This is a genomic window from Sphingomonas sp. GW822-FHT03G08 (assembly GCF_058801135.1).
In genome coordinates, this window is the sequence record NZ_JBXAMZ010000001.1 from 3,683,605 (window position 1) to 3,707,893 (window position 24,289).

Sequence of the window (24,289 nt, forward strand, 5' to 3'; positions counted from 1 at the left end):
CGGGGAGAGTAAATGGCAGACGCGACCCTAACACCGCAACGGGGCATCCTCCGCTGGGCCGCTTTGGGGCTCGCTGCGCTCCTCGCGGCCTGCGCCAGCGGACCTCGTGTAATCCCCGAAACCCGCCCCGCGCCCACGACCGAGGCGCCGCGCGAGCGTCCCTCGACTCGGCCGATCTCGCCGGGCCTGCCCCAGGACGTCGAGCGCCACCGCGTCGCGCTGCTGGTGCCGATGACCGGCCCCAACGCCGGCGTCGGCAAGTCGCTGGCCAATGCGACGCAGCTCGCCATCCTCGACACCAGGTCGGACGTGCTGCGCATCACCACCTACGACACCGCCGGCGGTGCCGCCAATGCCGCGCGCCAGGCGATCGCCGATGGCAACAAGCTGATCCTCGGTCCGCTGCTCGCCGAGGAAGCGCGTGAAGTCGCTCCGATTGCCCGCGCCGCGCGCGTGCCGGTGCTCAGCTTCTCGAACGATACGTCGGTCGCCGGCGGCGGCACCTATCTGCTCGGCTATTCGCCGGCGCAGTCGATCGAGCGCGTGGTCGATTACGCCAAGGGGCAGGGGATCACCAATTTCGTCGGCCTGATGACTTCGGGCGTCTATGGCGAGCGCGCCGCGACCAACTTCCTGCGCGCCGTGGAGGACCAGGGCGGCAAGGTGCTGGCGATGGAGACCTATGACGGTCGCCCCGGCTCGATGACGACCGCGATCACCAAGCTGTCGCGCTCGCCCTATCAGGCGATCCTGATCGCCGGCTCGGGCGCGAGCGGGGTGACGGCGGCGCCGCTGATCCGCAAGTCGGCGGGCGGCAAGACCGCGCGCATCCTCGGCACCGAGCTGTGGAACACCGATTCGGCGATCGGCACGAATGCGGTGCTCAACGGCGCCTGGTTCGCCAGCGTGCCCGACAATTACTACCGCACCTATGCCACCAAATACCGCACCCGCTTCGGCGCAGCGCCGTACCGGCTCTCGACGCTCGGCTATGACGCGGTGCTGCTCACCGTGCGCATCGCCCGCGAATGGCGCCCGGGAGACATCTTCCCCGAACGCCGCCTGGTCGCACCCGACGGCTTTGGCGGCCTCGACGGTGCCTTCCGCTTCGGCCGCGACGGCATCGCCGAGCGCGCGCTCGAGGTCCAGGAAGTGAAGGCGGGGACGACGGTGACGATCTCGCCGGCACCGACGGGATTCGGGAACTAGACGTCCCAATCCCCTCCCTTGCGGGATAGGAATATCCTTGGGTTCCCCGGCGCAGGCCGGGGCCCAGTTGCAATGTCGTTCGAGGGGTTCGACCGCCTGACCAACCGTGCCGATGCTGGACCCCGGCCTTCGCCGGGGAACAGCTTGGGTGCAGGGTCAGGCGTTCCTACGTAACCACCAGCTCGCGAAGAATCGCCTCGAGCACCGGCATCCCGGCATCGGTCACTACCAGCCGCGTGCCTTCCCGCCGGACCAGCCCCTGCGCTTCCATCCCCGCCAGCGCCTTCGCATCCAGCGGCGCGTCCGGGATGCGCGACAGGTCCACGCCTTCGGCCAGCCGCAGCCCCATCAGCAGCGCCTCCACCCCGCGATCCTGCGGATCAAGCGGGTCCTCGCGCTCGATGCCATGCCCGTTGCGCTCGATGGCCGCGAGCCAGTTCTCGGGCTTCTTGCGCCGCAGCGTCGCGACACCGTTCCGCCGGCCATGCGCGCCGGGGCCGACGCCGGCATAGTCGCCATAGCGCCAATAGGTCAGGTTGTGCCGGCTCTCCGCACCCGGCCGGGCATGGTTGGATATCTCATAGGCCGGCAGCCCGGCGGCGGCGGTGATCGCGCGCGTCGCGTCGAACAGGTCGGCGGCCTCGTCCGGATCATAGGCGGCAAGCTCGCCTTTCTCGAACAGCGTGGCGAAGCGCGTGCCCGGCTCGATGGTCAGCTGGTAGAGCGAGAGATGCTCGGTGCCATATGCCAGCGCCCGGCGCAGCTCGGCTTCCCAGCCGGCGAGCGTCTGGCCGGGCCGGGCATAGATCAGGTCGAAGCTCACGCGCGCGAACGCCTGCTGCGCGGTCTCCAGCGCCGCCAGCCCCTCGTCCACGCCATGCGCCCGCCCGAGGAAGCGCAGGTCCGCATCGTCGAGCGCCTGCAGCCCCAGCGACACCCGGTTAACCCCGGCCGAGGCGATGTCGGCGAAGCGCGCGGCTTCCACCGAAGACGGATTGGCTTCCAGCGTGATCTCGATGCCCGGCTCGAAGCCCCAATGCCGTTCCGCCGCCTCGATCACCGCGGCGACCGTCTCGGGCGGCATCAGCGACGGGGTGCCGCCGCCGAAGAAGATCGAGCCCAGCCGCCGTCCCGGCAGCGCCTCGGCCTCATGCGCCAGGTCGGCAAGCATCGCGCTGCGCCACAGCGTCTGGTCGACGCTCTCGCGGACATGGCTGTTGAAGTCGCAATAGGGGCATTTCGACACGCAGAACGGCCAGTGCACGTACAGTGCGAGCGGGGGAGCGGTGTCGGTGGTCATGCGCTTGAGAGGCTTGGAGCGGGTAACGGGAATCGAACCCGTGTATTCAGCTTGGAAGGCTGCTGCACTACCATTGTGCTATACCCGCGAGCCATGCGCCGCCTGCCACAAGCTTAGGGGCGCGGTCAACAGGGCTGGGTCGGATCCAAACCTTCTTCGCTTCCCCGGCGAAAGCCGGGGCCCAGGGTTTCTCTGCCGAATCGCTCGTGACCCTGGGCCCCGGCTTTCGCCGGGGAGCAGATAAGCGGGGAGGGCATCTCGAATCACGGAATCGGCAGCGCCGTCGTCGCCTTCACCTGGGACAGCGCCACCGTGGAATTGATTTCCTGCACCCCCGGAAGCTTGGAAAGCTTGGTGAAGAAGAAGCGCTCATAGGCCTCGATGTCGGCGGCGACGATGCGCAGCATGAAGTCGAACACGCCCATCAGCACATAGGCTTCGAGCACTTCGGGGAAGGAGCGGATCGCCGCGGCGAACTCGTCAAGATTGGCTCGGCCATGCGCGTTGAGCTTGATCTGCGCGAAGATGTGGGCGTTGAGCCCAACCTTCTGCCGGTCGACCAGCGCCACGCGCCTGGTGATGATCCCTTCCTTCTCCATCCGGTCCACCCGGCGCCAGCAGGGCGAGCTCGACAGCCCGACCATTTCGCCCAGCTTGGCGGTCGGCATCGAGGCGTCTTCCTGGAGCACCTGCAGGATCTTGCGTTCGAACGGGTCGAGGTTGGCGGGCAAATCTGTTCTCCATTCAACCGATATGGGGTGAGATATTGCCCATATGGCCTTGGACTATGCGAAGAAGGCCACATTCTCCCGCAAATCCATGGAAGAGTCATCTCAGGATTTCAGGAGCCCTTTCATGGTCGACGCGCCGCAAGTAACCGCCACCCCGCCCGAGAGCGTGCATGTGCTGCGCGACGAGGAGAGCGGGCTGGACGGGGTCATCGTCCTCCATTCGAGCCGGCGCGGCCCGGCGGCGGGCGGGTGCCGCCTGTGGCGTTATGGCGATCATGCCGCCTTGGTCGGCGATGCGATGCGGCTGGCCGAGGGGATGACCTACAAGAATGCCATGGCTGATCTGCCGCTCGGCGGCGGCAAGGCGGTGCTCAACCTGCCCCAGGGCGACTTCGACCGGCGCAGGCTGTTCGCGGCCTTCGGTCGGGCAGTCGCGCGGCTCGACGGCAATTACGTCACGGCCGAGGATGTCGGCACCAGCGTCGCGGACATGGAAGCGGTGCGCGGCGAGACGCGCCATGTCGCCGGCCTGCCGCCGCGCGATGGCCGCCCGGGCGGCGATCCCTCGCCATGGACCGCGCGCGGGGTGTTCCTGGCGATGGAGGAAGCCGCGCGCCGCCAGCTCGGCAACGAGCTCAAGGGGCTGCGCGTCGCGGTGCAGGGGCTCGGCCATGTCGGCTCGGCGCTGTGCGGCATGCTCCATGAAGCGGGCGCCCGGCTGGTCGTCGCGGAGCCGCGCCCTGGCGTCGCCGCCGAGATCGCCTGTCGCTACGACGCGGAGATCATGGGCCGTGACAGCATCCTCGATGCCCGCTGCCAGATCTTCGCCCCCTGCGCGCTGGGCGGGGTGATCGACGGGGATGCCGTTGCCCGGCTGCGTGCCCGGATCGTCTGCGGCGCCGCGAACAATGTGCTGGCCACGCCCGAGGATGGCGACCGGCTCGCCGATCGCGGCATCCTCTATGCGCCCGATTATGTGGTGAATGCCGGCGGGATCATCAGCGTCGCCGGCGAATATCTCGGCTGGAGCGTCGATGAGGTGGCGAGCCGCGTCCATGCCACCGGGCTGCGGTTGGGCGCCGTGCTCGCCCATGCCGGGCGCGAGGGGCTGGCGCCGCACCGCGCGGCCGATGCGCTGGCTCGTGCCCGGATCACCGCCGCTCCGCTCGCGCCGGTACGCGAAGCCGCCTGAGCCATGCGTCTCGACATTGTTGGCGAATCGAGCGCCGCCCTGCTGTGCCGGCTGGTCGGCCTGGCCGCACAGCACGACCTGGTCGCGCCCGAGATGGAAGTGCGGGTTACCGAATACGGCATGGCCGTACGGCTCGATCTCGAGCTGGACGGCCCGCCGGGCATGATCGTCGCGGAGAAGATGCTCCGCTGCATCGGTGTCGAGGCGGTCGCGCTCGACGGGGTGCCGCTCTAGTCGCTTATTCGGGCGCGAAGGCGCGCAGGAAGATGTCGGCCACCTGCCCGGCCTCGCGGTCGCGCTCGGCCGCGGAGAGTTCCTGGCCCCAGATCATCCGCTGCTGCACGCCCAGGCACAGCGAGGCGAGCACCCGCGCCGCGAACAGCGGATCCTCGCGGCGCAGCTGCCCTGCGTCCATCACCCGCTCGAAGAACGCCGCGAGCATCTGCTGGGTCGGCAGCGGCGCGCGGCGGTAGAAGATGTCGCCGATCTCGGGAAAGCGCGCGACTTCCGACGCGATCAGCCGGTGCAGCCGCAGCCCGTCGGGCGAGGAGACCTTGGCGATGAAGCCCTTGCAGAACTGGCGCACCGCCGCGCTCACGTCCTCGCCCGGCTTGAGCACATCGGCGAGCTGCGCGCGATAATCCTTGGTCGCATCGTCGAGCACCGCGGCGAACAGCTCTTCCTTGGACGGGAAATAGCTCCACAGCGTGCCCTTGGACCCGCCGAGCTCGGCCGAGATCGCCGACATCGACGCGCCTGAATAGCCCTGGTCGAGGAATACGCGCTTGGCGATCGCCAGGATCGCCTCGCGGCGTTCCTCCTTGCGTGCCTCACGCTTGCCGGGCGCCTTCTCCACAATTTTTGTCATAACCGTACTATAGGGTACGATTTTGGGTTGACAAGATGCTGCACTGCACCCATTTGCATCGCCGTACCAGACAGTACGGTATTTAAATCATGACTCGATTCTTTCTCCGCCCGCTGCTGCTTACCGCGACTGCCGGGACCGCACTCCTTTCCGCCTGCGCGCCGGTGCCGAACCTCGGCGCCCGCCCCGAAGTGCGCGCCGCGACCGCCTATGCCGCGGACCAGTCGCTCAAGAGCGATGCCGCCAACTGGCCGGCCAATGACTGGTGGAGCGCCTATGGCGACCCGCAGCTCAGCGGCCTGATCGCCGAGGGGCTCGCCGATTCGCCAGATCTCGCCGCCGCCGCCGCGCGCCTCCGCTCGGCCCAGGGCTATGCCCAGCAGGCCGGTGCCGCGCTGCTCCCGTCGGTCGGCGTCCAGGCCGGCGCGACCGAGGGCAAGCAGAGCTACAACAACGGCATCCCCGCCGCCTTCGTGCCCAAGGGCTGGAACGACAGCGGCCAGGTCGCCGCCAACCTCAGCTTCGATCTCGACCTGTGGGGCAAGAACCGCGCCTCGCTCGCCGCCGCCACCTCGGACGCCGAGGCCGCGCGGATCGAGCTCGAGCAGTCGCGCCTCGTCCTGTCGACCAACATCGCCGGCGCCTATGCCGATCTCGCCCGCCTCGCCGCGCAGCGCGACGTCCAGGCCAAGGCGCTCGAGCTGCGCACCCAGACCCAGAAGCTGGTCGGCGACCGCGTCACCAACGGCCTCGATACCCGCGCCGAGCTCAAGCAGGCCGATGCCGCCGTTCCCGCCGCCCGCGCCGATCTCGCCGCGACCGACGAGGCGATCGGCCTCACCCGCAACCGCATCGCCGCCCTGCTCGGCAAGGGCCCGGACCGCGGCCTGGCCATCACGCTCCCCGCCGGCCCGGCCGAGAGCCACGGGCTTCCGGCGGGCGTTACCACCGACCTGATCGGCCGCCGGCCCGACATCGCCGCCGCCCGCGCCCGGGTCGAGGCCGCCGCCAGCCGCATCAAGGTTGCCCGCGCCGATTTCTACCCTTCGATCAATCTGAGCGCGCTGATCGGCTTCCAGTCCTTCGGCCTCGACAATCTGTTCAAGTCCGGATCGACCTATGGCTCGGTCGGCCCCGCCGTCAGCCTGCCGATCTTCCGCGGTGGCGCACTCGCCGGCCAGTACAAGGGTGCCCGCGCCGGCTATGACGAAGCGGTCGCGACCTATGACTCGACCGTCACCACGGCCTATCGCGAAGTCGCCGACGCGGTGACCAGCAAGAACGCACTTGTCACCCGCCTTTCCGAGAGCCGTCAGGCGCTCAGCGACTCCGAAGCCGCCTATTCGATCGCCCGCCAGCGCTACGAGGGCGGACTCTCCACCTTCCTCGACGTGCTGACCGCCGAACAGGCCGTGCTGCAGAACCGCCAGATCGTCGCCGACCTCCAGGCCCGGGCGTTCACGCTCGACGTCCAGCTGGTCCGCGTGCTGGGCGGCGGCTTTTCCACCAACACCGCGGCAGCGAACGCCGCCACCAAGGACTCGACCCATGGCTGACGCCGAACCCAATCTCCATGTCGCGAACGCCGCCGCCGAAACCGCGGCTCCGGAGGCTCCGGCCAAGCCGAGCCTGCGCAAGCGCCTGCTCACCGGCATCGCCGGCGCGGTGCTGGTCGCGGGCGTCGGCTATGGCGGCTGGTACGCGCTGGTCGGCAGCCATTACATCAGCACCGACAACGCCTATGTCGGTGCCGACACCGCCAGCGTGACTCCGATGGTCGCGGCCCAGGTCGCCGGCGTCGCCGTCTCGGATACCCAGGTGGTCAAGAAGGGCGACGTGCTCGTCCAGCTCGACGACAGCGACGCGCGGATCGCGCTCGCCCAGGCCGAGGCGGATCTCGCCAAGGCCCGCCGCCAGTACGGCCAGACCTCGGCCACCAGCGCGGCGCTCGCCGCGCAGGTCCAGGCCCGCAGCGCCGATATTTCCCGAGCCCGTGCCCAGCTCGTCGCCGCCGAGGCGGATTACGAGAAGGCGCGGGTGGACCTCGCCCGACGCCAGCGCCTCGCCCCCAATGGTGCGGTGTCGGGTGAGGAGCTTACCTCGGCGACCAACGCCTTCTCCTCGGCCAAGGCCAATCTGGAGCTGGCGCGCGCCGGGGTAGCCCAGGCCAATTCGACCCGCGGCGCCGCCACGGGCGAGCTGGCCGCGAACAACGCGCTGATCAGCGGCACCACCGCCAATTCGGCACCCGAAGTGCTCGCGGCGCAGGCCAGGGTCGATCAGGCCCGGCTCGACCTGACGCGCACCGTGATCCGCGCGCCGGTCGATGGCGTCGTCACGCGCCGCGCCGTCCAGGTCGGCCAGCGCGTCGCCCCCGGCGCGCAGCTGATGCTGATCGTTCCGATCAACCAGCTCTATGTCGATGCGAACTTCAAGGAAGGCCAGCTGACCCGCGTCAAGGTCGGCCAGCCGGTCACGCTCAAGTCGGACCTGTACGGCGGCAATGTCGAATATCACGGCAAGGTCGTCGGCCTGTCGGGCGGCACCGGTTCGTCTTTCGCGCTGATCCCGGCGCAGAACGCCACGGGCAACTGGATCAAGGTGGTCCAGCGCCTGCCGGTGCGCGTCCAGCTCGACCCGAAGGAGCTCGCCGAGCACCCGCTGCGCGTCGGTCTTTCCATGGACGCCGAGATCGACGTCTCGAAGAGCTGAGGACCCAGGCCATGAACGGCAAGGCCGAGGAAATGGCGCCGCTGAAGGGCGTGTCGCTGATCCTGGCGGGCGTGGTGCTCGCGCTCACCAACTTCATGGTGGTGCTCGACACCACCATCGCCAACGTCTCCGTGCCGCACATCGCCGGCAGCCTGGGCATCTCGGGCAGCCAGGGGACGTGGATCATCACTTCCTATGCGGTGGCGGAGGCCGTCTGCGTGCCGCTCACCGGCTGGCTCGCCGGCCGCTTCGGCACGGTGCGCACCTTCACCTTCGGCATGATCGGCTTCGGCGTCTTCTCGGTGCTGTGCGGCCTGTCGACCACGCTCGGCATGCTCGTCGCATGCCGTATCGGCCAGGGCCTGTGCGGCGGCCCGCTGATGCCGCTCAGCCAGACGCTGCTGATGCGCATCTTCCCGCCCCAGCAGCGCGCCCAGGCAATGGGCGTCTGGGCGATGACCACCGTCGTCGCGCCGATCCTCGGCCCGATCCTCGGCGGCACCATCTCGGACAGCTGGTCGTGGCACTGGATCTTCTTCATCAACATCCCCGTCGCCGCGCTCTGCGCCTTTGGTGCGATGCGCCTGCTGTCGAAGGTCGAGACCCCGACGAGCAAGCTGCGCGTCGACCGCGTCGGCCTGATGCTGATGCTGCTATGGATCGGCGCGCTGCAGATCATGCTCGATCTCGGCCGCGAACATGACTGGTTCAACGACACCACCATCGTGATGCTCGGCGTCACCGCGCTGATCGGCTTCCTGGTGTTCCTTGCCTGGGAAGGGACGGAGGACCAGCCGATCGTCGATCTGCGCGTCTTCCGGCACCGCGGCTTCACCGTGGCGGTGGCATCCTTGTCCTTCGCCTTCGCGACCTTCTTCGCCTCGGCGGTGATCATCCCGCAATGGCTGCAGACGAGCATGGGCTACACCGCGACCTATGCCGGCTATGCCACTGCCTTCACCGGCGTGGCGGCGGTCATCATGTCGCCGATCGTCGCCAAGCTCAGCACCAAGGCCGATCCGCGCGCACTGGTCTGCTTCGGCATCCTGTGGCTCGGCTTCACCTCGCTGCTCCGCGTCCACTGGAACAGCCAGGCCGATTTTTGGAGCCTCGCCTTCCCGCAGATGCTCCAGGGCATCGGCATGCCCTTCTTCTTCATCCCGCTGACCACGCTCGCGCTGGGTTCGGTGCGGCCGGAGGAGACGGCATCGGCGGCAGGCGTGATGAGCTTCCTGCGCACGATGGCGGGTGCGATCGGCACCTCGATCGCCACCACCGCCTGGGACGACAGCGCCCGGGTCGCGCGCAGCGAGATCACTTCGAAGCTCAACAGCGACGGCACCGTCGATGCGCTGGCCGCCCAGGGCTTCTCGCTCGATCAGGCGCGCAGCGTGATCGCCCAGCTGGTCGACAAGGAAGCCTTTGCGCTGGCGACCAGCCACATCTTCCTGATCTCGGCGATCGTCTTCGTCGCGGCGGCGATGATCATCTGGCTGACGCCGCGTCCCACGCGGGCGGTGGGGCCGGGGGCGGCGCATTAGGGGCCCTTAATTCCCCTCCCTGCAAGGGAGGGGTTAGGGGTGGGTTAGGAAAGGCCGGGCTCGATGCCCGGCCTTTTCTTTTTCCGATACCGTCTCGTTGGGCGCCCCCGGCCTTCGCCGGGGTCGCAACCCACCCCCGACCCCTCCCTTTCAGGGAGGGGAGCAGAGAGGGGGAGTGCCTGAGCCCTCACTTCCCCGTGAAATTCGCCTTCCGCTTCTGCAGGAACGCCAGCCCGCCCTCCATCGAATCCGCCGTCCCCCGCGCCGCGCGCTGGTGATTGGCTTCCATCGCCAGCGTCTCTTCCAGCGTCAGCTCGAGCGCCTGGCCCAGCCCGCGGCGGATCATGCCCAGCGCCTGGGTCGGTCCCGCGGCCAGCCGGGTGGCCAGCGCCAGCGCCTCATGTTCCAGCTGCTCGTCCGAGACCACGCTGTGCACCAGTCCCCATTCGCGTGCCTTCACCGCCGGCAGCTTCTCGCCGAGCATCATCATCTCGGCGGCGCGGGCGCGGCCGACCAGCCGGGGCAGCAGCCAGGTGGCGCCGCCATCGGGGACCAGACCGATATTGACGAAGGCCTGGAGGAAATAGCCGGTGTCGCTCGCCACGCAGAAATCGGCGGCCAGCGCCAGGCTGCAGCCGATGCCGGCGGCCGCGCCGCGCACCGCGCTCACCACCGGCACGCCGAGACGCGTCACCGCCAGGATCGTCGGGTTGTAATGGTCGGTCAGCGCCGCATGGGTGGCATTGCCGGGATCGGCCGAAGCCAGTGCCCCGCTCGCCACATCGGCACCCGAGCAAAAGGCGCGGCCGGCGCCCTGGAGCAGCACCGCACGGGCGCCGTCGAGGTTGGCAAGCGCATCGCGGATCTCGTCGAACATCGCCGGCGGCGCGGCATTGAGGCGATCGGGCCGGTTGAGCGTGATCACCAGCACATCGCCGGCGCGCGCGGTCAGGATCGTCTCGTAGGCCATGCTTCCACTCCCGTTTCTCTTCGCAACCGATAGCGGGGAAGGGAGGGGCGGAAAAGCGCGGGCGAATTTCCGCTAGGGCATCGGTGGTTGGCTGGTGGGCCTGTTGCCCGGCGAAAGCTTGGGGCCGGGATTCGCCGCCGAATCGCCCGTGGTTCTAAGCCACTTCCGAAATACCATCGTCATCCCCGCCTTCGCGGGGATGACGATTACAGGGTGCTTTAAGGGGCCGGCGCGGATACTGGCGCAGGCGCAGCCACCTCCGGCCCGTTCGCCGTCACCGTCAGCAGCGAATCCCCGCCCAGCGTGCGATACAGCGTCACCAGGTTGGTCGCTTCCACCAGCCGCGTGTTCACCAGTCCGCGCTGCGCGGTGTAGTAGGAACGCTGCGCGACCAGGTTCGCCAGGAAATTGTCGATGCCGCCGCGATAGCGCGCTTCGGACAGGCGATAGCTGTCCTGCGCCGCCGTCAGGTTCGCGGTGTCTGCCTTGAGCTGGTCGGCGATCGTACCGCGCCGGGCCAGCGCATCGGCGACTTCGCGGAAGGCGGTCTGGATCGACTTCTCATAGGTGGCGAGCGCAGCGTCACGCTGCGCCTGGCTCGCCTGCACGCCCGCGCGCCCGGCGCCGGCGTTGAAGATCGAATAGCTGCCGCTCGCGCCGCCCGACCAGTGGAAGCCGTCGCCTGAGAACAGCCCGGTCAGCGCGTTGCTGGCAAGGCCGAGCAGTCCGGTGAGCGAGATGCGCGGGAACAAAGCGGCGCGGGCGGCGCCGATCTCGGCATTGGAGGCGCGCAGCGTGTACTCGGCCTGCACCACGTCCGGGCGGCGGAGCAGCACGCCCGAATCGACGCCGGCGGGCAGCTCGGCCACCGTCGGCGCGGCTTCCTCGATCGCCGAGGAGAGCAGGGCGGGGTCGATCTCGGCGCCGACGAGCAGCCGCAGCGCGTTGACGTCCTGTGCCAGCGCGGTGGTCTGCGATGCGACGTCGGACTGGGCGCTGGCCAGCGTCTGCTGGGCCTGGGCCAGGTCGGTGCGCGGGGCGATGCCGCCCTTCAGCCGCATGTCGGTAAGCTTGACCGAGCGCTCGGCATTTGCCGCCGTGTCCTGCGCGATCTTGAGCAGGCTCGCGTCCGCGGCGTGATTGAGCCAGGCGGAGGCGATGTCGCCGATCAGGGTCAGCCGCGTGGCGCGCGCCGCCGCTTCGGTCGCGAACCAGCGATTCTGCTCTGCGCGGGTGAGCGAGGCGACGCGGCCGAACAGGTCCAGCTCGAATGCCGGGATGCTCACGCTGCCGGTGAAGCTGGTCTGGCGATCGCTGCCATCGGCCTTGGAGACGGTGGCGCCGGCCCCCGCGTCTAGACCCGGGATCCGGTCGGCGCGCTGGATGCGATACTGCGCGCGGGCGGCGGTGATGTTGGCCGCGGCGATGCGCAGGTCGCGATTATTGGCCAGCGCCGTCTCGATCAGCTTCTGCAGGCGCGGATCGCGGAAGATCTCCTGGTAGGTCACCGTCGGCAGCGCGGCCTCGTTGGCCTTCAGATAGGCGTCGCCCACCGGCCAGCCTGGCGGCACCGGCGCGGCCGGGGTCTCGAGCTTGGGGTCCATCGAGCAGCCGGCCAGCGCGCTGCCCAGCATCAGGGTGAGGACGATGCGCTTCATGCCTGCGCCTCCGGCTTGTTGCGGCCCATTCGCCCGCGCACGGCCTTGAGCGAATCGCGCACGCCGCGGCGGACGAGCACGAAGAACAGCGGGATGTAGAAGATCGCCAGCACCAGCGCGGTCAGCATGCCGCCGATCACCGCGGTGCCGATCGCGATGCGGCTATTGGCGCCGGCGCCGGTCGAGATCGCCAGCGGCAGCACGCCGAACATGAAGGCCAGGCTGGTCATCACGATCGGGCGGAAGCGGATGCGTGCCGCCTCGAGCGCCGCCTCGATCACGCGCTTGCCTTCCTTCTCGGCGCGCTCGGCGAACTCGATCATCAGGATCGCGTTCTTCACCGCCAGGCCCATCGTCGTGAGCAGGCCGATCTGCAGGTACACGTCGTTCTGCAGGCCCCGCAGGCTCACCGCGAACACCGCGCCGATCAGGCCGAGCGGCACCACGAGCATCGCGGCGACCGGGATCGACCAGCTCTCGTAGAGCGCCGCCAGGCACAGGAACACGATCAGCAGCGACACGCCGTACAGCAGCGGCGCCTGCCCGCCCGCCAGCCGCTCCTGGTAGGAGAGGCCCGCCCAGGCGACGCTGGTCCCCGGGATCTGCGAGGCGAGCTGCTCCATCCGGTTCATCGCGTCGCCCGAGCTCTTGCCCGGGGCCGGCTGGCCCTGGAACTCGAAGGACGAGATGCCCTGGAAGCGCGAGACGGTGGTCGGCGCGGTCGCCCAGCCGATCGTCGCGAAGGCGGAGAAGGGCGCCATCTGCCCGTTGCTGCCGCGCACGAACCATTCGCTCAGGTTCTGCGGATCGGCGCGATAGGGCGCGTCGCCCTGGACATAGACGCGCTTCACGCGGCCGCGGTCGATGAAGTCGTTGACGTAGCGCCCGCCCCAGGCGGTCGACAGCGTGTTGTTGACGTCGGCCTGGGTCAGCCCGAGCGCCGCCAGCTTCTCCTGGTCGATCTGGATGTTGAGCGTCGACACGTCGGGCAGGTCCGACAGGCGCACCGCCTGCAGGTCCGGATCTGCATTGGCCGCGGCAAGCAGCTTGTCGCGCGCCGCGACGAAGTCCTCGCGCGACATGCCGCTCGAATTCTGCAGCTCGAGCGTGAAGCCGTTCGACTGGCCGAGCCCGCGGATCGCCGGCGGCACCAGCGCGAAGACCTGCGCGTCGCGGAAGTTGCGGAAGGCGCCCGCCGCGCGCTGGACGATCGCGTCCGCCGCATTGTCCTTGCCCGGGCGATCGTCCCAGGGGACGAAGTTCACGAAGCCCTGGCCGGTATTCTGGCCGCTCGCGCCGCCGCCGCCGCCGCCGCCGGTCACGGTGAAGGTGGTCTTGACGTTCTTGCCTTCCTGCTGGGTCAGGTATTTCTCGATCGCCAGCTGCACTTCCTGGGTGCGGCTCTGCGTCGCACCCGCGGGCAGGCGGAACTGGACGCTCGCCGCGCCCTGGTCCTCGGTCGGCAGGAAGCCGGTCGGCAGGCGGTAGAACATCAGCACCAGCACCGCGCAGACCAGCAGGTAGATCAGCAGGAAGATCCACTTGCGATCGACGACATAGGAGATCGTCCGCGTGTAGCGATCGATCGTCCATTCGAAGCCCTGGTTGAACTTCTCGGTACTCGTGCGGAACGCGTTGCCGAGGAACGGCACCCGGCGCGACAGCCAGCCGCTGCCCGGCTCGGCCATGTCCTTCTTGCGCTTGAGCACCGTGGCGGTCAGCGCCGGGCTCAGGATCAGCGCGACCAGCACCGACAGGATCATCGCCGAGACGATCGTCACGGAGAACTGGCGGTAGATCACGCCGGTCGATCCGCCGAAGAACGCCATCGGCAGGAACACTGCCGACAGCACCAGGGCGATCGCGACCAGCGCGATCTGGATCTGGTCCATCGACTTGATCGTCGCCTCGCGCGGGGTGAGGTCGGGATCCTCCTCCATCAGGCGCTCGACATTCTCGACCACGACGATCGCGTCGTCGACGAGCAGGCCGATCACCAGCACCAGCCCGAACAGGGTCAGCGTGTTGATCGAATAGCCGAGCGCATAGAACACCGCGAAGGTGCCGAGCAGCACCACCGGCACCGCGATCATCGGCACCAAGGTCGCGCGCCAGCTCTGCAGGAACACGAACATCACGATGACGACCAGGACGATCGCCTCGATCAGCGTCATCACCACTTCGTGGATCGAGAGCTTGATGAACTCGGTGGTATCGTTGGCATAGGCGTAGTTGAAGCCCTCGGGGAACTCCTTCGCCGCTTCCGCCACGGTCGACTTGACCAGCTCGGCGGTCTTGAGCGCGTCGGCGCCCGGCGCGGTGCTGATCGCGATGCCCGAGCCGGGATGGCCGTTCACCCGGCTGACCGCGTTGTAGTTCTCCGCGCCCAGCTCGATCCGCGCCACGTCCTTCAGCAGCACATGCGCGCCGTTGGTCTGGGTCTTGAGGATGATCTTGGCGAACTGCTCGGGCGTCTGCAGCCGCGATTGCGCGGTCACCGTCGCGTTGAGCATCTGGCTGCTCGGCATCGGCTGGCCGCCGATCTCGCCCGCCGCGATCTCGGTATTCTGGTTGGTGATCGCGGTCACCACGTCGCTCGGCATCAGGCTGTAGCTGGCCAGCGCCGAGGGGTTGAGCCAGATCCGCATCGCATAGGGCGAGCCGAACACGTTGACGTCGCCCACGCCCGGCAGGCGCGAAAGCGTGTCCTGCAGGTTGGACGAGAGCCAGTCCGAAACGTCGCGATTGGTGCGCTTGTCGGTCTCGTCATAGACGCCGACGAGCAGCAGCGTGTCGGGGTTCGACTTGGTGACGCGCACGCCCTGCTGCTGCACCTGGTTGGGCAGGCGGGACAGCGCCTGCTGCACCTGGTTCTGCACCTGCACCTGGGCGATGTCGGGGTCGGTGCCCTTGTCGAAGGTCGCGCTGATCGTCACCTGCCCGCGCGAGGTCGAGGACGAGCTGAAATAGAGCAGCCCGTCGATGCCGGTCAGGTTCTGCTCGATGATCTGCGTCACCGAATTCTGCACCGTCTCGGCCGACGCGCCCGGATAGGTGGCGCGGATATTGACCTGGGGCGGCGCGATGTCCGGATATTGCGCGATCGGCAGCGAGAAGACCGCGCCCAGGCCCATCAGCATGGTGATGATCGCGATCACCCAGGCGAAGATCGGGCGATCGATGAATACGCGGGACATAGTGGCTTAGCCGCCCTTCGACTTGGAGGCGCCGGTGGCCTGGCCCTTGCGGGGCGTCTCGATCTTCTGCGGCGTGTCGGCCGGGACCGGGCGGATATCGGCATTGGGCTTCAGGTTGGCGATGCCCTGGGTGATCACCTTGTCGCCGGGGTTGAGCCCCTTGGTGATGACCCAGAAGGCGCCCTGGGTGCGATCGGCGGTCACGTCGCGGCGCACCGCCTTGTTGTCGGCGCCGACCACCCAGAGCTGGGCGCTGCCCTTGGCGTCGCGCGACACCGCCTGCTGCGGCACCAGATAGGCGCGGGTATCGACCGCCTGCGTGAACACCGCGCGGACGAACATGCCGGGCAGCAATATGCCCTCGGGATTGTCGAAACGGGCGCGCAGCGTGACCGTGCCGGTATTCTGGTCGACCATCACTTCGGAGAATTCGACAGTGCCGGTGCGGCCATATTCGCTGCCGTCCTCCAGCTTCACGCGCACGCTGGCGCTGCCGGGCATCACGCCCTGCTGCTGGAGCGAGCGGCGCAGCGCGAGCAGCTCGGTGCTCGATTGCTGGATGTCGACGAAGATCGGGTCGAGCCGCTGGATCACCGCCAGCGGATCGGCCTGGTTGCTGGTGACCAGCGCGCCTTCGGTGAACAGCGAGCGGCCGATGCGGCCGGTGATCGGCGCCGGCACCCGGGTGAAGTGCAGGTTGATCTTCGCGGTCTGCAGCTGGGCGCCGCTCTGGGCGATCTGCGCGCTCGCCTGGCGCGACGCGGCCAGCGCGTCGGTATAATCCTGCTTCGAGACCGCCTCGGCCTCGGCCAGGGGCTTGTAGCGATCGGCCTTGGTCCGCGCCGCCTCGGCATTGGCGCGGGCATTCTGCAGGCTGGCCGAAGCCTCGGCCACGCTGGCGGCATAGAGGCGCGGATCGATCTGGTAGAGCGTCTCGCCCTGGCGGACGATCGTACCTTCCTTGAACAGGCGCTTGAGGATGATGCCCGCCACCTGCGGCCGCACCTCGGAGACCTGATAGGGGTTCACCCGGCCGGTAAGCTCGGCGACGACCGGCACTTCGCCGGGCTGCACCACCACGAAGCCGACCTGGGGCGGCCCGCCCGCGCCCTTCTTCTGCGCGGACTGGCTGCCGCTCCCGCACGAGGCGAGAATCAGCGTGGCGGAAAGCAGGGCAAAGGCAGGAAGGCGGGATCCGCCAGCAGTGATTCGGTGCAAGTGTTCAACCCGGATCAAGGCGCCGACTCGGGGCGCGGTTCTATGCGGAAATTCTCTTGGGCAGCGGCCTGTGCAGGCGCAACACAAGAAATATGCGGGAAACGCGAAACTATGTCCCGCCGCTGGATACGTTTCCACGATATGATTACCGCGCGCAACAATCCTCGGGATGCCGTAGCGTTCCGATCGGTTATGGGGGCAATTGGGAATAGGGCGGCACTTCACCGTCACCCCGGCCTTCCTCCGCTGATCTTCCTCCGCTGATCTAACGCATCGTCATCCCCGCGAAGGCGGGGATCCATTCTGGCTGAACGATGTGAGCCTCAGCGTACGCAGCGCCAATGGATCCCCGCCTTCGCGGGGATGACGGAAGTACGGCTTTGGAAGATCGTTCCGGAAGGGGAGGGGCCTAAGCTGCCTACGCCAAGCCCCTCCCCAAAGTCTCCCCCGTTGCGGCAAACCCGCAACCGGCCTATTGGCGCGCGCCAATATGGCACGCATCGAAACGCCCGCCCGCATCCGCGGCTTCCAGGATATCTTCGGCGAGGATCAGCGCCGGTTCGCGCATGTCGTCGATACGTTCGATCGCATCCGTCGTCTTTATTGCTTCCAGCGCGCCGAAATGCCGGTGCTCGAATCGACTGCGGTATTCTCGCGCTCGATGGGTGAGACCAGCGATGTCGTCTCCAAGGAGATGTATACCTTCGCGCCCGGCGAGGACGAGGACGGCACGTTCACGATGCGCCCTGAGTTCACTGCCGGCATCTGCCGCGCCTTCATCACCAATGGCTGGCAGCAGCACACCCCGCTGAAGCTGGTGACCAGCGGCGCGGTGTTCCGTCGCGAGCGCCCGCAAAAGGGCCGCTACCGCCAGTTCCACCAGCTCGACGCCGAAGTGCTGGGCGTTGCCGAGCCCTCGGCGGACGTCGAGCTGCTCGTCCTCGCGGACCAGTTGCTGCGCGAGCTCGGCATCGAGGATGTGACGCTCCAGCTCAACACGCTGGGCGACGCCGAGACGCGCGAAGCCTGGCGCACTGCGCTGGTCGCGCATTTCGAGCAGCACAAGGATCAGCTGAGCGAGGACAGCCTTGTCCGGCTCGAGAAGAACCCGATGCGCATCCTCGATTCGAAGGATCCGCGCGATCGCCCGATCGCCGACAGCGCACCGGACATCGACGCCTATCTGACTGAGGAGGCCGCGGCCTTCTTCAAGGCGGTGACCGACGGGCTCGATGCCGCCGGGGTCAAGTGGACGCGCAATTCGCGCCTTGTGCGCGGGCTCGATTATTATCGCCACACTGCCTTCGAGTTCGTCACCGACAAGCTCGGCGCGCAGGGCACCGTGCTGGCCGGCGGCCGTTATGACGGTTTGGTCGGCAGCCTTGGCGGTCCCGAGACCCCGGGTGTGGGCTGGGCAGCCGGTATCGAACGGCTGGGGATGATGATCCCGGAACCGGCAGCCGAGCGCATGCAGGTGGCCGTGGTGGTCGAGGCTGCCGGTAGCGAAGCCGCGGCGATTGGCCTGCTCGCAGCACTGCGCAACAACGGTATCAGCGCCGAGCTGTTCGCCAGCGGCAGCCCGAAGAAGCGCTATGATCGCGCGATGAAGGCCGGCCCGGCGATGACCGTCTCGTTCCAGTCTCGCGACGGCGAAGTCTCGATCGCCCAGCGCGTGATCGATGGCGATGCCGTCGATGCCGATGCCGTCGCCACCCTGGTGTCCGGCGCCGCGCGATGAAGATTCCCGCCGACCGGATTGCCGCGATCGAGGCGCGCCGCGACGAGCTGCAGGCGCAGATGGCGACCGGCGATCTCTCCGGCGACAAGTTCGTCGCGGTGTCGAAGGAATATGCCGAGATCGAACCGGTGGCGCTCGCCGCCGGTGAAGTCCGCCGCCTGCGCGCGGATGCCGAATCGCTCGCGCTGATGGCGCAGGAGCCCGATGAGGAAATGCGCGCGCTCGCCGCGGAAGAGCTCCGCGCCAACGAGGCCGCGCTGGCCGCGGCAGAGCGCGGCCTCGCGCTGTCGCTGCTGCCCAAGGACGCGGCCGATGCCCGTCCGGCGATGCTCGAAATCCGCGCCGGCGTCGGCGGCGACGAAGCCGCGCTCTTCGCCGGCGACCTGCTGCGCATGTACCAGCGCTATGCCGATCGCATGGGCTGGAAGATCGAGCTGATCTCGGCCTCCGATTCGGAGTTCGGCGGCTACAAGGAAGTCGTGCTCAGCGTCACCGGCACCGGCGTGTTCGCCAAGCTGAAGTTCGAAAGCGGCGTCCACCGCGTCCAGCGCGTGCCGGCGACCGAGGCGGGCGGGCGCATCCACACCTCGGCGGCGACGGTGGCGGTGCTGCCCGAGGCCGAGGACGCCGACATCAAGATCGACGACAAGGATCTGCGCATCGACATCTTCCGGGCCTCGGGTCCGGGCGGGCAGGGCGTCAACACCACCGATTCGGCGGTGCGCATCACCCATTTGCCCACTGGCACGATCGTCATCCAGCAGGACGAGCGCTCGCAGATCAAGAACAAGGCCAAGGCGATGAAGGTGCTGCGCACTCGCCTGTACGAGCGCGAGCGCGACCGGCTGGCCTCGGAGCGCTCGGGCGCGCGCGCCTCGATGGTCGGCTCGGGCGATCGCTCGGAGCGCATCCGGACGTACAATTTCCCCCAGGGCCGGGTCACCGATCACCGCATCAACCTGACGTTGCATCGCCTCCCCGAAGTGATGGAAGGCGAGCTCGACGAACTGATCGGCGCGCTGATCGCGCAGGACGAGGCCGATCGCCTGGCCCAGCTCGACGGGTAATCCTCTCAACTCCCCTCCCTGCAAGGGAGGGGCGGGGGTGGGTTAGAAAAGGCCGGGCTCGATGCCCGGCCTTTTCTGTTCCGGCGCGACCTTCTTGATCGTCATTCCGGTCCCCAACCCCGTCATCCCCGCGCAGGCGGGGATCCAGGGCAGCTCGGGATAAACGCGGAAATCGGACCTCCGCTTGCCGGAGATCGCAGGGCGAGCCGTACCGCCATTGCCCCTTGGCTCTGGATCCCCGCCTGCGCGGGGATGACGCTATTGTTGAGCGAGGGGGATGCCCTCGGCGCGTCACCCCTCTGGCAATGTTGGAAATCTTCTGCTTCGGTCCCGGTATGACCCGCGCCGCGAAAATCCGGATCGATCCCTTGCCCCAGCGTCCCTCCCGCACCCGCGTGGCGTATCAAGGGATTCAACATTTTCCGGCTGCCGGCTCTGTGCGGGAGGCGCGGGATGCCCGCTCCTGATCCCCGGCCCGAGGCGCCGTCGGCGGCAAATGGCAGGAGCGTGCGCGTCGGCCTCAACGAAGCCGCCCGCACGCTCGAGCCCGTCTCCGATTCGCCCCGGCTCGATGCCGAGCTGCTGATGGCGCATGCGCTCGGCGTGACCCGGGAAGCGATGATCCTGCGCCATATCGGCGATCCGGTCCCCGGAGGGTTCGAATCCCTCCTCCAACGCCGTCTGGCACATGAACCCGTCGCCTATATCACCGGCAGCCGCGCCTTCTGGACGATCGAGCTGGCGGTGGGGCCGGGGGTATTGATCCCGCGTCCGGACAGCGAAACGCTGCTCGAGGCGGCGCTCGAATATTTCGGCGCACGGTCGCCGGCGCGAATCCTCGATCTTGGCACCGGGCCGGGCACCTTGCTGCTGGCGGCGCTGGCCGAATGGCCCGAGGCGCAGGGGCTGGGCGTGGACGCGTCGGAAGTCGCGCTCGATTATGCCCAGCGCAATGCCGATGCGCTGGGGCTGGCCGATCGCGCCGGCTTCCAGCGCGGCGACTGGGCGCAGGGGCTGGAGGCGCGATTCGACCTGGTCCTGGCGAATCCCCCCTATATCGGCACGGTGGAGGATCTGCCCGAGCAGGTCCGCCGGTATGAGCCGGGCTCGGCCTTGTTCGCGGGTGCGGAAGGGCTCGACGATTACCTGCGGATCATCCCCGATCTGCGCCGGCTGCTGGCGCCGGGCGGCGCGGCGGTGCTGGAGATCGGCTGGACTCAGGCCGAACCCGTATCCGCGATTGCCCGGAAGTGCGGTTTCGCGGTGACGCTGTACAAGGATCTTGGTGGGCGGCCGCGTGCGCTGCTGCTGACTTGAAACGACGCCAAAACGACACATATTTCTGCTTGGACATTAGTGCTGCACCGGCTAAGACAGCCACGGGGTAGGGCACTTTCAACCAAGAAGTTGAAGCTTGGGCCGTGAAGAACGCACAGCCCCGATTCAGGTCATGATAGCCGCTGCAGTCCGGTGGCCATGGCAGGCGAGTTGCGCCTCCCGAGGCGTTGACGCGCATTTGTAAACTGCATCCGGGACCCAGGAATTGGACCGACGGACAGCGTAAACAAGACAGGACATACAGACCTTGATGAACAATCGTCAGGCCGGCCGCCGTCGTGGTCGTGGCGGGCAGCAGCAGCGCCAGGGTGGCAACCCCGGCCAGGGTAACGGGAATCGCATCGACAACCGTGCGCGCGGCAACGCCGCCCAGCTGCTCGAGAAGTACAAGAATCTGGCGCGCGACGCCCAGATGCAGGGCGATCGGGTCAACACCGAATATTATCTCCAGTTCGCGGATCACTATTTCCGCGTGCTGAGCGAGAGCCGGTCGCGCTTCGAGGAGCAGAACCAGCAGCAGCGCCGCAACCGCGATGATTTCGACAGCGACGACGAGGATTTCGACGTCGAGGCCGATGGCAACCGCGCCGAGGATGGCGACGACCAGCCCGAGCAGCGTGCCCAGCAGCAGCCGCGCCGCGAGCGTGAAGGCCGCGGCGATCGCGAGGGTCGCCAGGAGCGGTCGGAGCGTCAGCCCCGCCGCGAGCGCGAGCAGCGCAACGGTCACGCCAACGGCAATGGCTATGCCAATGGCCATGGTGCCGAGGGTGAAGGCGAAGCTGTTGAGGCAGCCGAAGCCCAGGCGCCCCGCGAGGAGCAGGCTCCGCGTCGTGCGCGCCGCCCGCGCCGTGAGGAAGCCCAGGCCGAGGAAAGCCATGCGATCGACGCCGCGGTGCTCCCGCCCGCGCTCGGCGTGAGCGATGCGGCCCCGGCCGAGGCCGCGGAAGAGCCCGCCAAGAAGCCGCGTCGCACCCGCGCCCGCAAGGACGCCGAAGCGACGGTCTGATGGTGATACGAAAATCGGCGGCTGGGCTCGGACTCAGTCGCCGATTTCGATTTGGTCGCGCAGCAAGTCTTCCACCTGCGCGTCATGCCCGGTCCCGGAGCTGAGGAACATCAGCCCCATCAGCGCGGCGCCGAGCAGGATCGTAAAGAACACGCCGAGTGCGGTGGCGAGGGCCAGGGTGAAGTTCAGCCAGCCCAGCCAGTGCCAGAGTATCAGCACCGAAAGCACCGCCACCGCGAAGGCAACCAGTGCCATCCGTGCCAGGACGCGGCGATAGCGCCCCCAGGCGAAGGCAGCATATTCCGGATCGTCCAGGCCCCGGGGCGCTTCCATCTTTTGCAATTGGGGACGATTCGTGGGACACACAAGCGCCTCAACCCGAACGAGGAGTCGAGCGATGACAATCGCGGCAATCCTGGGTGGCAAAGGGCGTGACGTTGTCTCGGTCGATGGTGACAGCACCGTAGCCGATGCCGTTTCGCTGCTTGCGGGCAAGCGCATCGGCGCCGTGCCCGTGATGGTCGGCAATGCCGTGGCCGGCATCTTTTCCGAACGCGACGTGATCTATTGCCTCGAACGCGAAGGCGCGGCGGCGCTTACCCGCAAGGTCAGTGAAGTGATGACCGCCCCGGCGATCACCGTTTCGCCGGACGAGGGCGTGCTTGCCGCACTGGCGCTGATGACGCGCAGGCGCATCCGCCATCTGCCGGTGGTCGAGGGTGGCACCTGTATCGGCTTCATTTCGATCGGCGACCTGGTGAAGTACCGGATCGAACGGATCGAATCCGAGGCGGATGCGATGCGCGCCTATATCCAGGCGGTCTAGGCGCCGCGGTTGCGGACCAGGTTGATCGAATCGACCAGCATCCGCCGTGCGAACAGGAACAGCAGCGCGGCATAGGCAAGCCCACCGGCGCCGACCAGCAGCGCCAGACGGAGGAGTTCGGGCACCGGAGGGAGCAGGGCGTCGAGGCCGGTGACAATCAATGCCATTGCCGCGGCGGCGAGCGCCGACGGCGCGATCGCCTCGACCAGTGTGCCGAATTTTACGCCGATCACCGGCAGCGTCCGCCAGGTCGAGAGCGCGAGATAGAGCGGATAGGCGGCGAACCAGGCGGCGACGAGCCCCATCACCCCCCAATGCACGCCGATCAGGAAGGCGATCGGCAGGCAGAGCGCGCCGGTCATGGAGTTCTGCGCGCTGATCCCGGGGCGTCCACAGGCATCGCTGGCCGGGGCGAACAGCACCTGCAGCGTCATCATCGGCATGGCGAGCGCGAGCCAGTGCACAACCGGCACCGCTTCCATCCATTTGGGGCCAAGCGCGACGGCGACCAGCGGCTCCGCCGTGGCGGCCATACCGAGATAGAAGGGCATGGCGACCAGCATCACCAGCCGGACCGATTTGGTGAAGGCGGCGCCAACCGCGGCCTTGTCGTCCTTCAGTCGGGCATAGGCGGAGAAGGCGACTTCGTTGAGCGGCGGCACGAATTTCGAGACGAAGATCTGGGTGAGGAACAGGCTGGTCGTATAGATGCCCAGCATGTGCGGATCGAACAGGCGGCCGGCGATGAACACATCGGCCTGGCTCTGTGCGAACCAGAAGATCTGGCCGGTGGCCATCACGCCGCCGTAACGGGCGATGTCGCCGGCGCCGCGAAAGTCGAAGCTCGGCCACATATAGGAGCGTGCGGCGATGGTCATGCCGATCGCACGGGTGGCGAACAGCGCGATCGGCGCGGCGACCAGCGTCCAGACGCCCATGCCGGCGAGTGCACCCGCCAGCGCGGTGATGGCCCCCGCGAGCGCCGAGACGAAGTTGACCAGCGCCTGCCTGCGGAAGTCCATCTCCCGCGAGAGCAGCGCCTGGGGCAGGGCGATGAACGGCGTCGCTATATATAGAAGCGCCTGAACCCGGAGCAGGTCGGCGACCATCGGCTGGCGATAATAGGCGGCGGCGGCGGGCGCGGCGAGGTATTGCAGCCCGCCCAGCGCGAAGTTGAGCAGGATCAGCATGCCGAACAGTTGGCGCTGGGCGTGGCGCCCGGCATCCTCGCGCTGGATCAATGCACTGGCGAGGCCGTAGCCGTTGAGCATGTTGAGCAGCACCAGGATCACCTGGGTCATCGCGAACAGGCCATAGGCCGAAGGGCCTAGCAGCCGGATGACGATGAAGGTCGAGGCCCAGGTGAGCAGCTGCCCGAAGATCTGGGTGCCCGAACGCCAGATGACGGCGCTGCGTACCTGCTGGCGCAGGCTGGTGGCTTGGGTTTCGGAAGTGGCCAGCACGGGTTCGCTCATACGCGCGCTATGCGCCCGTTCGCCTTTATGCCCCGTAAACCGTCGAGAAGGCCGCATTTGCGTGCATGGCTACGCAACCGCGCAGCCCTTTGAGTCGGGAATCGAGGCTCGGATTGATGAATCGCGCATGTTCGATCGCCGGAAGGCCTGTTTGGGCAGCGTGAAGCCCCTGATTCTGTTGTGATTCGGGTGTTGATTCGGTTGGTTTGGGGGATGCGGGGTTGGTTTTGGGACCTTCAAAAT

The 24,289-nt window shown here is 68.0% G+C and carries 21 protein-coding genes and 1 tRNA gene; 11 read left to right on the plus strand and 11 right to left on the minus strand.

The window, feature by feature from the left end; all coding sequences use genetic code 11:
* Positions 1-12 precede the first annotated feature (12 nt).
* On the plus strand, positions 13-1,209 hold the full coding sequence (locus tag AC1RJ5_RS17320) for a penicillin-binding protein activator (protein ID WP_269572874.1): 1,197 nt from the start codon (positions 13-15) through the stop codon (positions 1,207-1,209).
* A 166-nt stretch (positions 1,210-1,375) separates the two neighbouring features.
* Here AC1RJ5_RS17320 and hemW read toward each other — a convergent pair whose 3' ends face one another.
* From hemW to AC1RJ5_RS17335, 3 genes are all read right to left on the minus strand, one after another.
* Complete coding sequence (gene hemW / locus AC1RJ5_RS17325; protein ID WP_342251447.1) at positions 1,376-2,509, minus strand: radical SAM family heme chaperone HemW; 1,134 nt, start codon at positions 2,507-2,509, stop codon at positions 1,376-1,378.
* A 14-nt stretch (positions 2,510-2,523) separates the two neighbouring features.
* Positions 2,524-2,597, minus strand: a tRNA-Gly gene (locus tag AC1RJ5_RS17330).
* 175 nt (positions 2,598-2,772) lie between these two features.
* A complete protein-coding gene (locus tag AC1RJ5_RS17335) occupies positions 2,773-3,240 on the minus strand; it encodes an Lrp/AsnC family transcriptional regulator (protein WP_342251460.1) in 468 nt (155 codons plus the stop codon).
* Positions 3,241-3,364: 124 nt separating this feature from the next.
* Between AC1RJ5_RS17335 and AC1RJ5_RS17340 the strand changes: the two genes are divergently transcribed.
* Together AC1RJ5_RS17340 and AC1RJ5_RS17345 are read left to right on the plus strand one after the other, a co-directional pair.
* On the plus strand, positions 3,365-4,432 hold the full coding sequence (locus tag AC1RJ5_RS17340; RefSeq protein ID WP_493114584.1) for a Glu/Leu/Phe/Val family dehydrogenase: 1,068 nt from the start codon (positions 3,365-3,367) through the stop codon (positions 4,430-4,432).
* 3 nt (positions 4,433-4,435) lie between these two features.
* Entirely contained in the window at positions 4,436-4,666 is a 231-nt protein-coding gene (locus tag AC1RJ5_RS17345) for a hypothetical protein (RefSeq protein ID WP_269572871.1), read from the plus strand.
* Between the two features lie 4 nt (positions 4,667-4,670).
* On the opposite strand, the gene AC1RJ5_RS17350 is transcribed toward AC1RJ5_RS17345, so the two are convergent.
* Positions 4,671-5,300 carry a TetR/AcrR family transcriptional regulator gene (locus AC1RJ5_RS17350; protein WP_269572870.1) on the minus strand — a complete coding sequence of 210 codons (630 nt, stop codon included), beginning with the start codon at positions 5,298-5,300 and terminating at the stop codon, positions 4,671-4,673.
* Positions 5,301-5,389: 89 nt separating this feature from the next.
* On the opposite strand from AC1RJ5_RS17350, the gene AC1RJ5_RS17355 reads away from it, so the two are divergent.
* Genes AC1RJ5_RS17355 through AC1RJ5_RS17365 form a run of 3 tightly spaced genes read left to right on the plus strand, consistent with a single transcriptional unit; the run spans position 5,390 to position 9,553 of the window.
* Positions 5,390-6,856, plus strand: coding sequence for an efflux transporter outer membrane subunit (locus tag AC1RJ5_RS17355; protein WP_493114586.1), 1,467 nt, complete (start codon positions 5,390-5,392; stop codon positions 6,854-6,856).
* Positions 6,849-8,012 carry an HlyD family secretion protein gene (locus AC1RJ5_RS17360; protein ID WP_493114588.1) on the plus strand — a complete coding sequence of 388 codons (1,164 nt, stop codon included), beginning with the start codon at positions 6,849-6,851 and terminating at the stop codon, positions 8,010-8,012. Before AC1RJ5_RS17355 ends, AC1RJ5_RS17360 begins: the two co-directional genes overlap by 8 nt.
* Before the next feature lie 11 nt (positions 8,013-8,023).
* The gene (locus tag AC1RJ5_RS17365; RefSeq protein ID WP_269572867.1) at positions 8,024-9,553 is read left to right on the plus strand and encodes a DHA2 family efflux MFS transporter permease subunit; all 1,530 of its coding nucleotides are present in this window, start codon (positions 8,024-8,026) and stop codon (positions 9,551-9,553) included.
* Between the two features lie 187 nt (positions 9,554-9,740).
* Here AC1RJ5_RS17365 and AC1RJ5_RS17370 read toward each other — a convergent pair whose 3' ends face one another.
* The 4 genes from AC1RJ5_RS17370 to AC1RJ5_RS17385 all read right to left on the minus strand — a co-directional run bounded on the left by AC1RJ5_RS17370 (position 9,741) and on the right by AC1RJ5_RS17385 (position 16,587).
* Positions 9,741-10,523 carry an enoyl-CoA hydratase-related protein gene (locus AC1RJ5_RS17370; protein WP_269572866.1) on the minus strand — a complete coding sequence of 261 codons (783 nt, stop codon included), beginning with the start codon at positions 10,521-10,523 and terminating at the stop codon, positions 9,741-9,743.
* Between the two features lie 218 nt (positions 10,524-10,741).
* The gene (locus AC1RJ5_RS17375) at positions 10,742-12,181 is read right to left on the minus strand and encodes an efflux transporter outer membrane subunit (protein ID WP_493114591.1); all 1,440 of its coding nucleotides are present in this window, start codon (positions 12,179-12,181) and stop codon (positions 10,742-10,744) included.
* Complete coding sequence (locus AC1RJ5_RS17380) at positions 12,178-15,378, minus strand: efflux RND transporter permease subunit (RefSeq protein WP_184164786.1); 3,201 nt, start codon at positions 15,376-15,378, stop codon at positions 12,178-12,180. Before AC1RJ5_RS17380 ends, AC1RJ5_RS17375 begins: the two co-directional genes overlap by 4 nt.
* A 6-nt stretch (positions 15,379-15,384) precedes the next feature.
* On the minus strand, positions 15,385-16,587 hold the full coding sequence (locus AC1RJ5_RS17385) for an efflux RND transporter periplasmic adaptor subunit (protein ID WP_446746018.1): 1,203 nt from the start codon (positions 16,585-16,587) through the stop codon (positions 15,385-15,387).
* Positions 16,588-17,086: 499 nt separating this feature from the next.
* Here AC1RJ5_RS17385 and hisS point away from each other — a divergent pair, with 499 nt between their 5' ends.
* From hisS to AC1RJ5_RS17405, 4 genes are all read left to right on the plus strand, one after another.
* The gene (gene hisS, locus AC1RJ5_RS17390) at positions 17,087-18,334 is read left to right on the plus strand and encodes a histidine--tRNA ligase (protein WP_493114593.1); all 1,248 of its coding nucleotides are present in this window, start codon (positions 17,087-17,089) and stop codon (positions 18,332-18,334) included.
* The gene (gene prfA / locus AC1RJ5_RS17395) at positions 18,331-19,401 is read left to right on the plus strand and encodes a peptide chain release factor 1 (RefSeq protein WP_269572861.1); all 1,071 of its coding nucleotides are present in this window, start codon (positions 18,331-18,333) and stop codon (positions 19,399-19,401) included. Before hisS ends, prfA begins: the two co-directional genes overlap by 4 nt.
* Before the next feature lie 453 nt (positions 19,402-19,854).
* On the plus strand, positions 19,855-20,718 hold the full coding sequence (gene prmC, locus AC1RJ5_RS17400) for a peptide chain release factor N(5)-glutamine methyltransferase (protein WP_269572860.1): 864 nt from the start codon (positions 19,855-19,857) through the stop codon (positions 20,716-20,718).
* A 271-nt stretch (positions 20,719-20,989) separates the two neighbouring features.
* Positions 20,990-21,745: a DUF4167 domain-containing protein gene (locus tag AC1RJ5_RS17405; RefSeq protein ID WP_269572859.1), complete on the plus strand. Its 756-nt coding sequence runs from the start codon at positions 20,990-20,992 to the stop codon at positions 21,743-21,745.
* A 33-nt stretch (positions 21,746-21,778) separates the two neighbouring features.
* Here AC1RJ5_RS17405 and AC1RJ5_RS17410 read toward each other — a convergent pair whose 3' ends face one another.
* Positions 21,779-22,078 carry a hypothetical protein gene (locus tag AC1RJ5_RS17410; protein ID WP_493114596.1) on the minus strand — a complete coding sequence of 100 codons (300 nt, stop codon included), beginning with the start codon at positions 22,076-22,078 and terminating at the stop codon, positions 21,779-21,781.
* 64 nt (positions 22,079-22,142) lie between these two features.
* Between AC1RJ5_RS17410 and AC1RJ5_RS17415 the strand changes: the two genes are divergently transcribed.
* Positions 22,143-22,571: a CBS domain-containing protein gene (locus tag AC1RJ5_RS17415; RefSeq protein ID WP_269572857.1), complete on the plus strand. Its 429-nt coding sequence runs from the start codon at positions 22,143-22,145 to the stop codon at positions 22,569-22,571.
* Here AC1RJ5_RS17415 and AC1RJ5_RS17420 read toward each other — a convergent pair.
* Entirely contained in the window at positions 22,568-24,046 is a 1,479-nt protein-coding gene (locus tag AC1RJ5_RS17420) for a lipopolysaccharide biosynthesis protein (RefSeq protein WP_269572856.1), read from the minus strand. The two genes, AC1RJ5_RS17415 and AC1RJ5_RS17420, sit on opposite strands and share 4 nt — an antisense overlap.
* Positions 24,047-24,071: 25 nt before the next feature.
* The coding region (locus tag AC1RJ5_RS17425; protein ID WP_493114598.1) for a hypothetical protein at positions 24,072-24,289 on the minus strand (218 nt) is incomplete at its 5' end.

Excerpts from the sequence above, each read along its gene's own strand:
- AC1RJ5_RS17320 (WP_269572874.1), top strand. The coding sequence starts at position 13 with ATGGCAGACGCGACCCTAACACCGCAACGGGGCATCCTCCGCTGGGCC.
- hemW (WP_342251447.1), bottom strand. The coding sequence starts at position 2,509 with ATGACCACCGACACCGCTCCCCCGCTCGCACTGTACGTGCACTGGCCG.
- AC1RJ5_RS17340 (WP_493114584.1), top strand. The coding sequence starts at position 3,365 with ATGGTCGACGCGCCGCAAGTAACCGCCACCCCGCCCGAGAGCGTGCAT.
- AC1RJ5_RS17345 (WP_269572871.1), top strand. The coding sequence starts at position 4,436 with ATGCGTCTCGACATTGTTGGCGAATCGAGCGCCGCCCTGCTGTGCCGG.
- AC1RJ5_RS17350 (WP_269572870.1), bottom strand. The coding sequence starts at position 5,300 with ATGACAAAAATTGTGGAGAAGGCGCCCGGCAAGCGTGAGGCACGCAAG.
- AC1RJ5_RS17355 (WP_493114586.1), top strand. The coding sequence starts at position 5,390 with ATGACTCGATTCTTTCTCCGCCCGCTGCTGCTTACCGCGACTGCCGGG.
- AC1RJ5_RS17360 (WP_493114588.1), top strand. The coding sequence starts at position 6,849 with ATGGCTGACGCCGAACCCAATCTCCATGTCGCGAACGCCGCCGCCGAA.
- AC1RJ5_RS17365 (WP_269572867.1), top strand. The coding sequence starts at position 8,024 with ATGAACGGCAAGGCCGAGGAAATGGCGCCGCTGAAGGGCGTGTCGCTG.
- AC1RJ5_RS17370 (WP_269572866.1), bottom strand. The coding sequence starts at position 10,523 with ATGGCCTACGAGACGATCCTGACCGCGCGCGCCGGCGATGTGCTGGTG.
- AC1RJ5_RS17375 (WP_493114591.1), bottom strand. The coding sequence starts at position 12,181 with ATGAAGCGCATCGTCCTCACCCTGATGCTGGGCAGCGCGCTGGCCGGC.
- AC1RJ5_RS17380 (WP_184164786.1), bottom strand. The coding sequence starts at position 15,378 with ATGTCCCGCGTATTCATCGATCGCCCGATCTTCGCCTGGGTGATCGCG.
- hisS (WP_493114593.1), top strand. The coding sequence starts at position 17,087 with ATGGCACGCATCGAAACGCCCGCCCGCATCCGCGGCTTCCAGGATATC.
- prfA (WP_269572861.1), top strand. The coding sequence starts at position 18,331 with ATGAAGATTCCCGCCGACCGGATTGCCGCGATCGAGGCGCGCCGCGAC.
- prmC (WP_269572860.1), top strand. The coding sequence starts at position 19,855 with ATGCCCGCTCCTGATCCCCGGCCCGAGGCGCCGTCGGCGGCAAATGGC.
- AC1RJ5_RS17405 (WP_269572859.1), top strand. The coding sequence starts at position 20,990 with ATGAACAATCGTCAGGCCGGCCGCCGTCGTGGTCGTGGCGGGCAGCAG.
- AC1RJ5_RS17410 (WP_493114596.1), bottom strand. The coding sequence starts at position 22,078 with ATGGAAGCGCCCCGGGGCCTGGACGATCCGGAATATGCTGCCTTCGCC.
- AC1RJ5_RS17415 (WP_269572857.1), top strand. The coding sequence starts at position 22,143 with ATGACAATCGCGGCAATCCTGGGTGGCAAAGGGCGTGACGTTGTCTCG.
- AC1RJ5_RS17420 (WP_269572856.1), bottom strand. The coding sequence starts at position 24,046 with ATGAGCGAACCCGTGCTGGCCACTTCCGAAACCCAAGCCACCAGCCTG.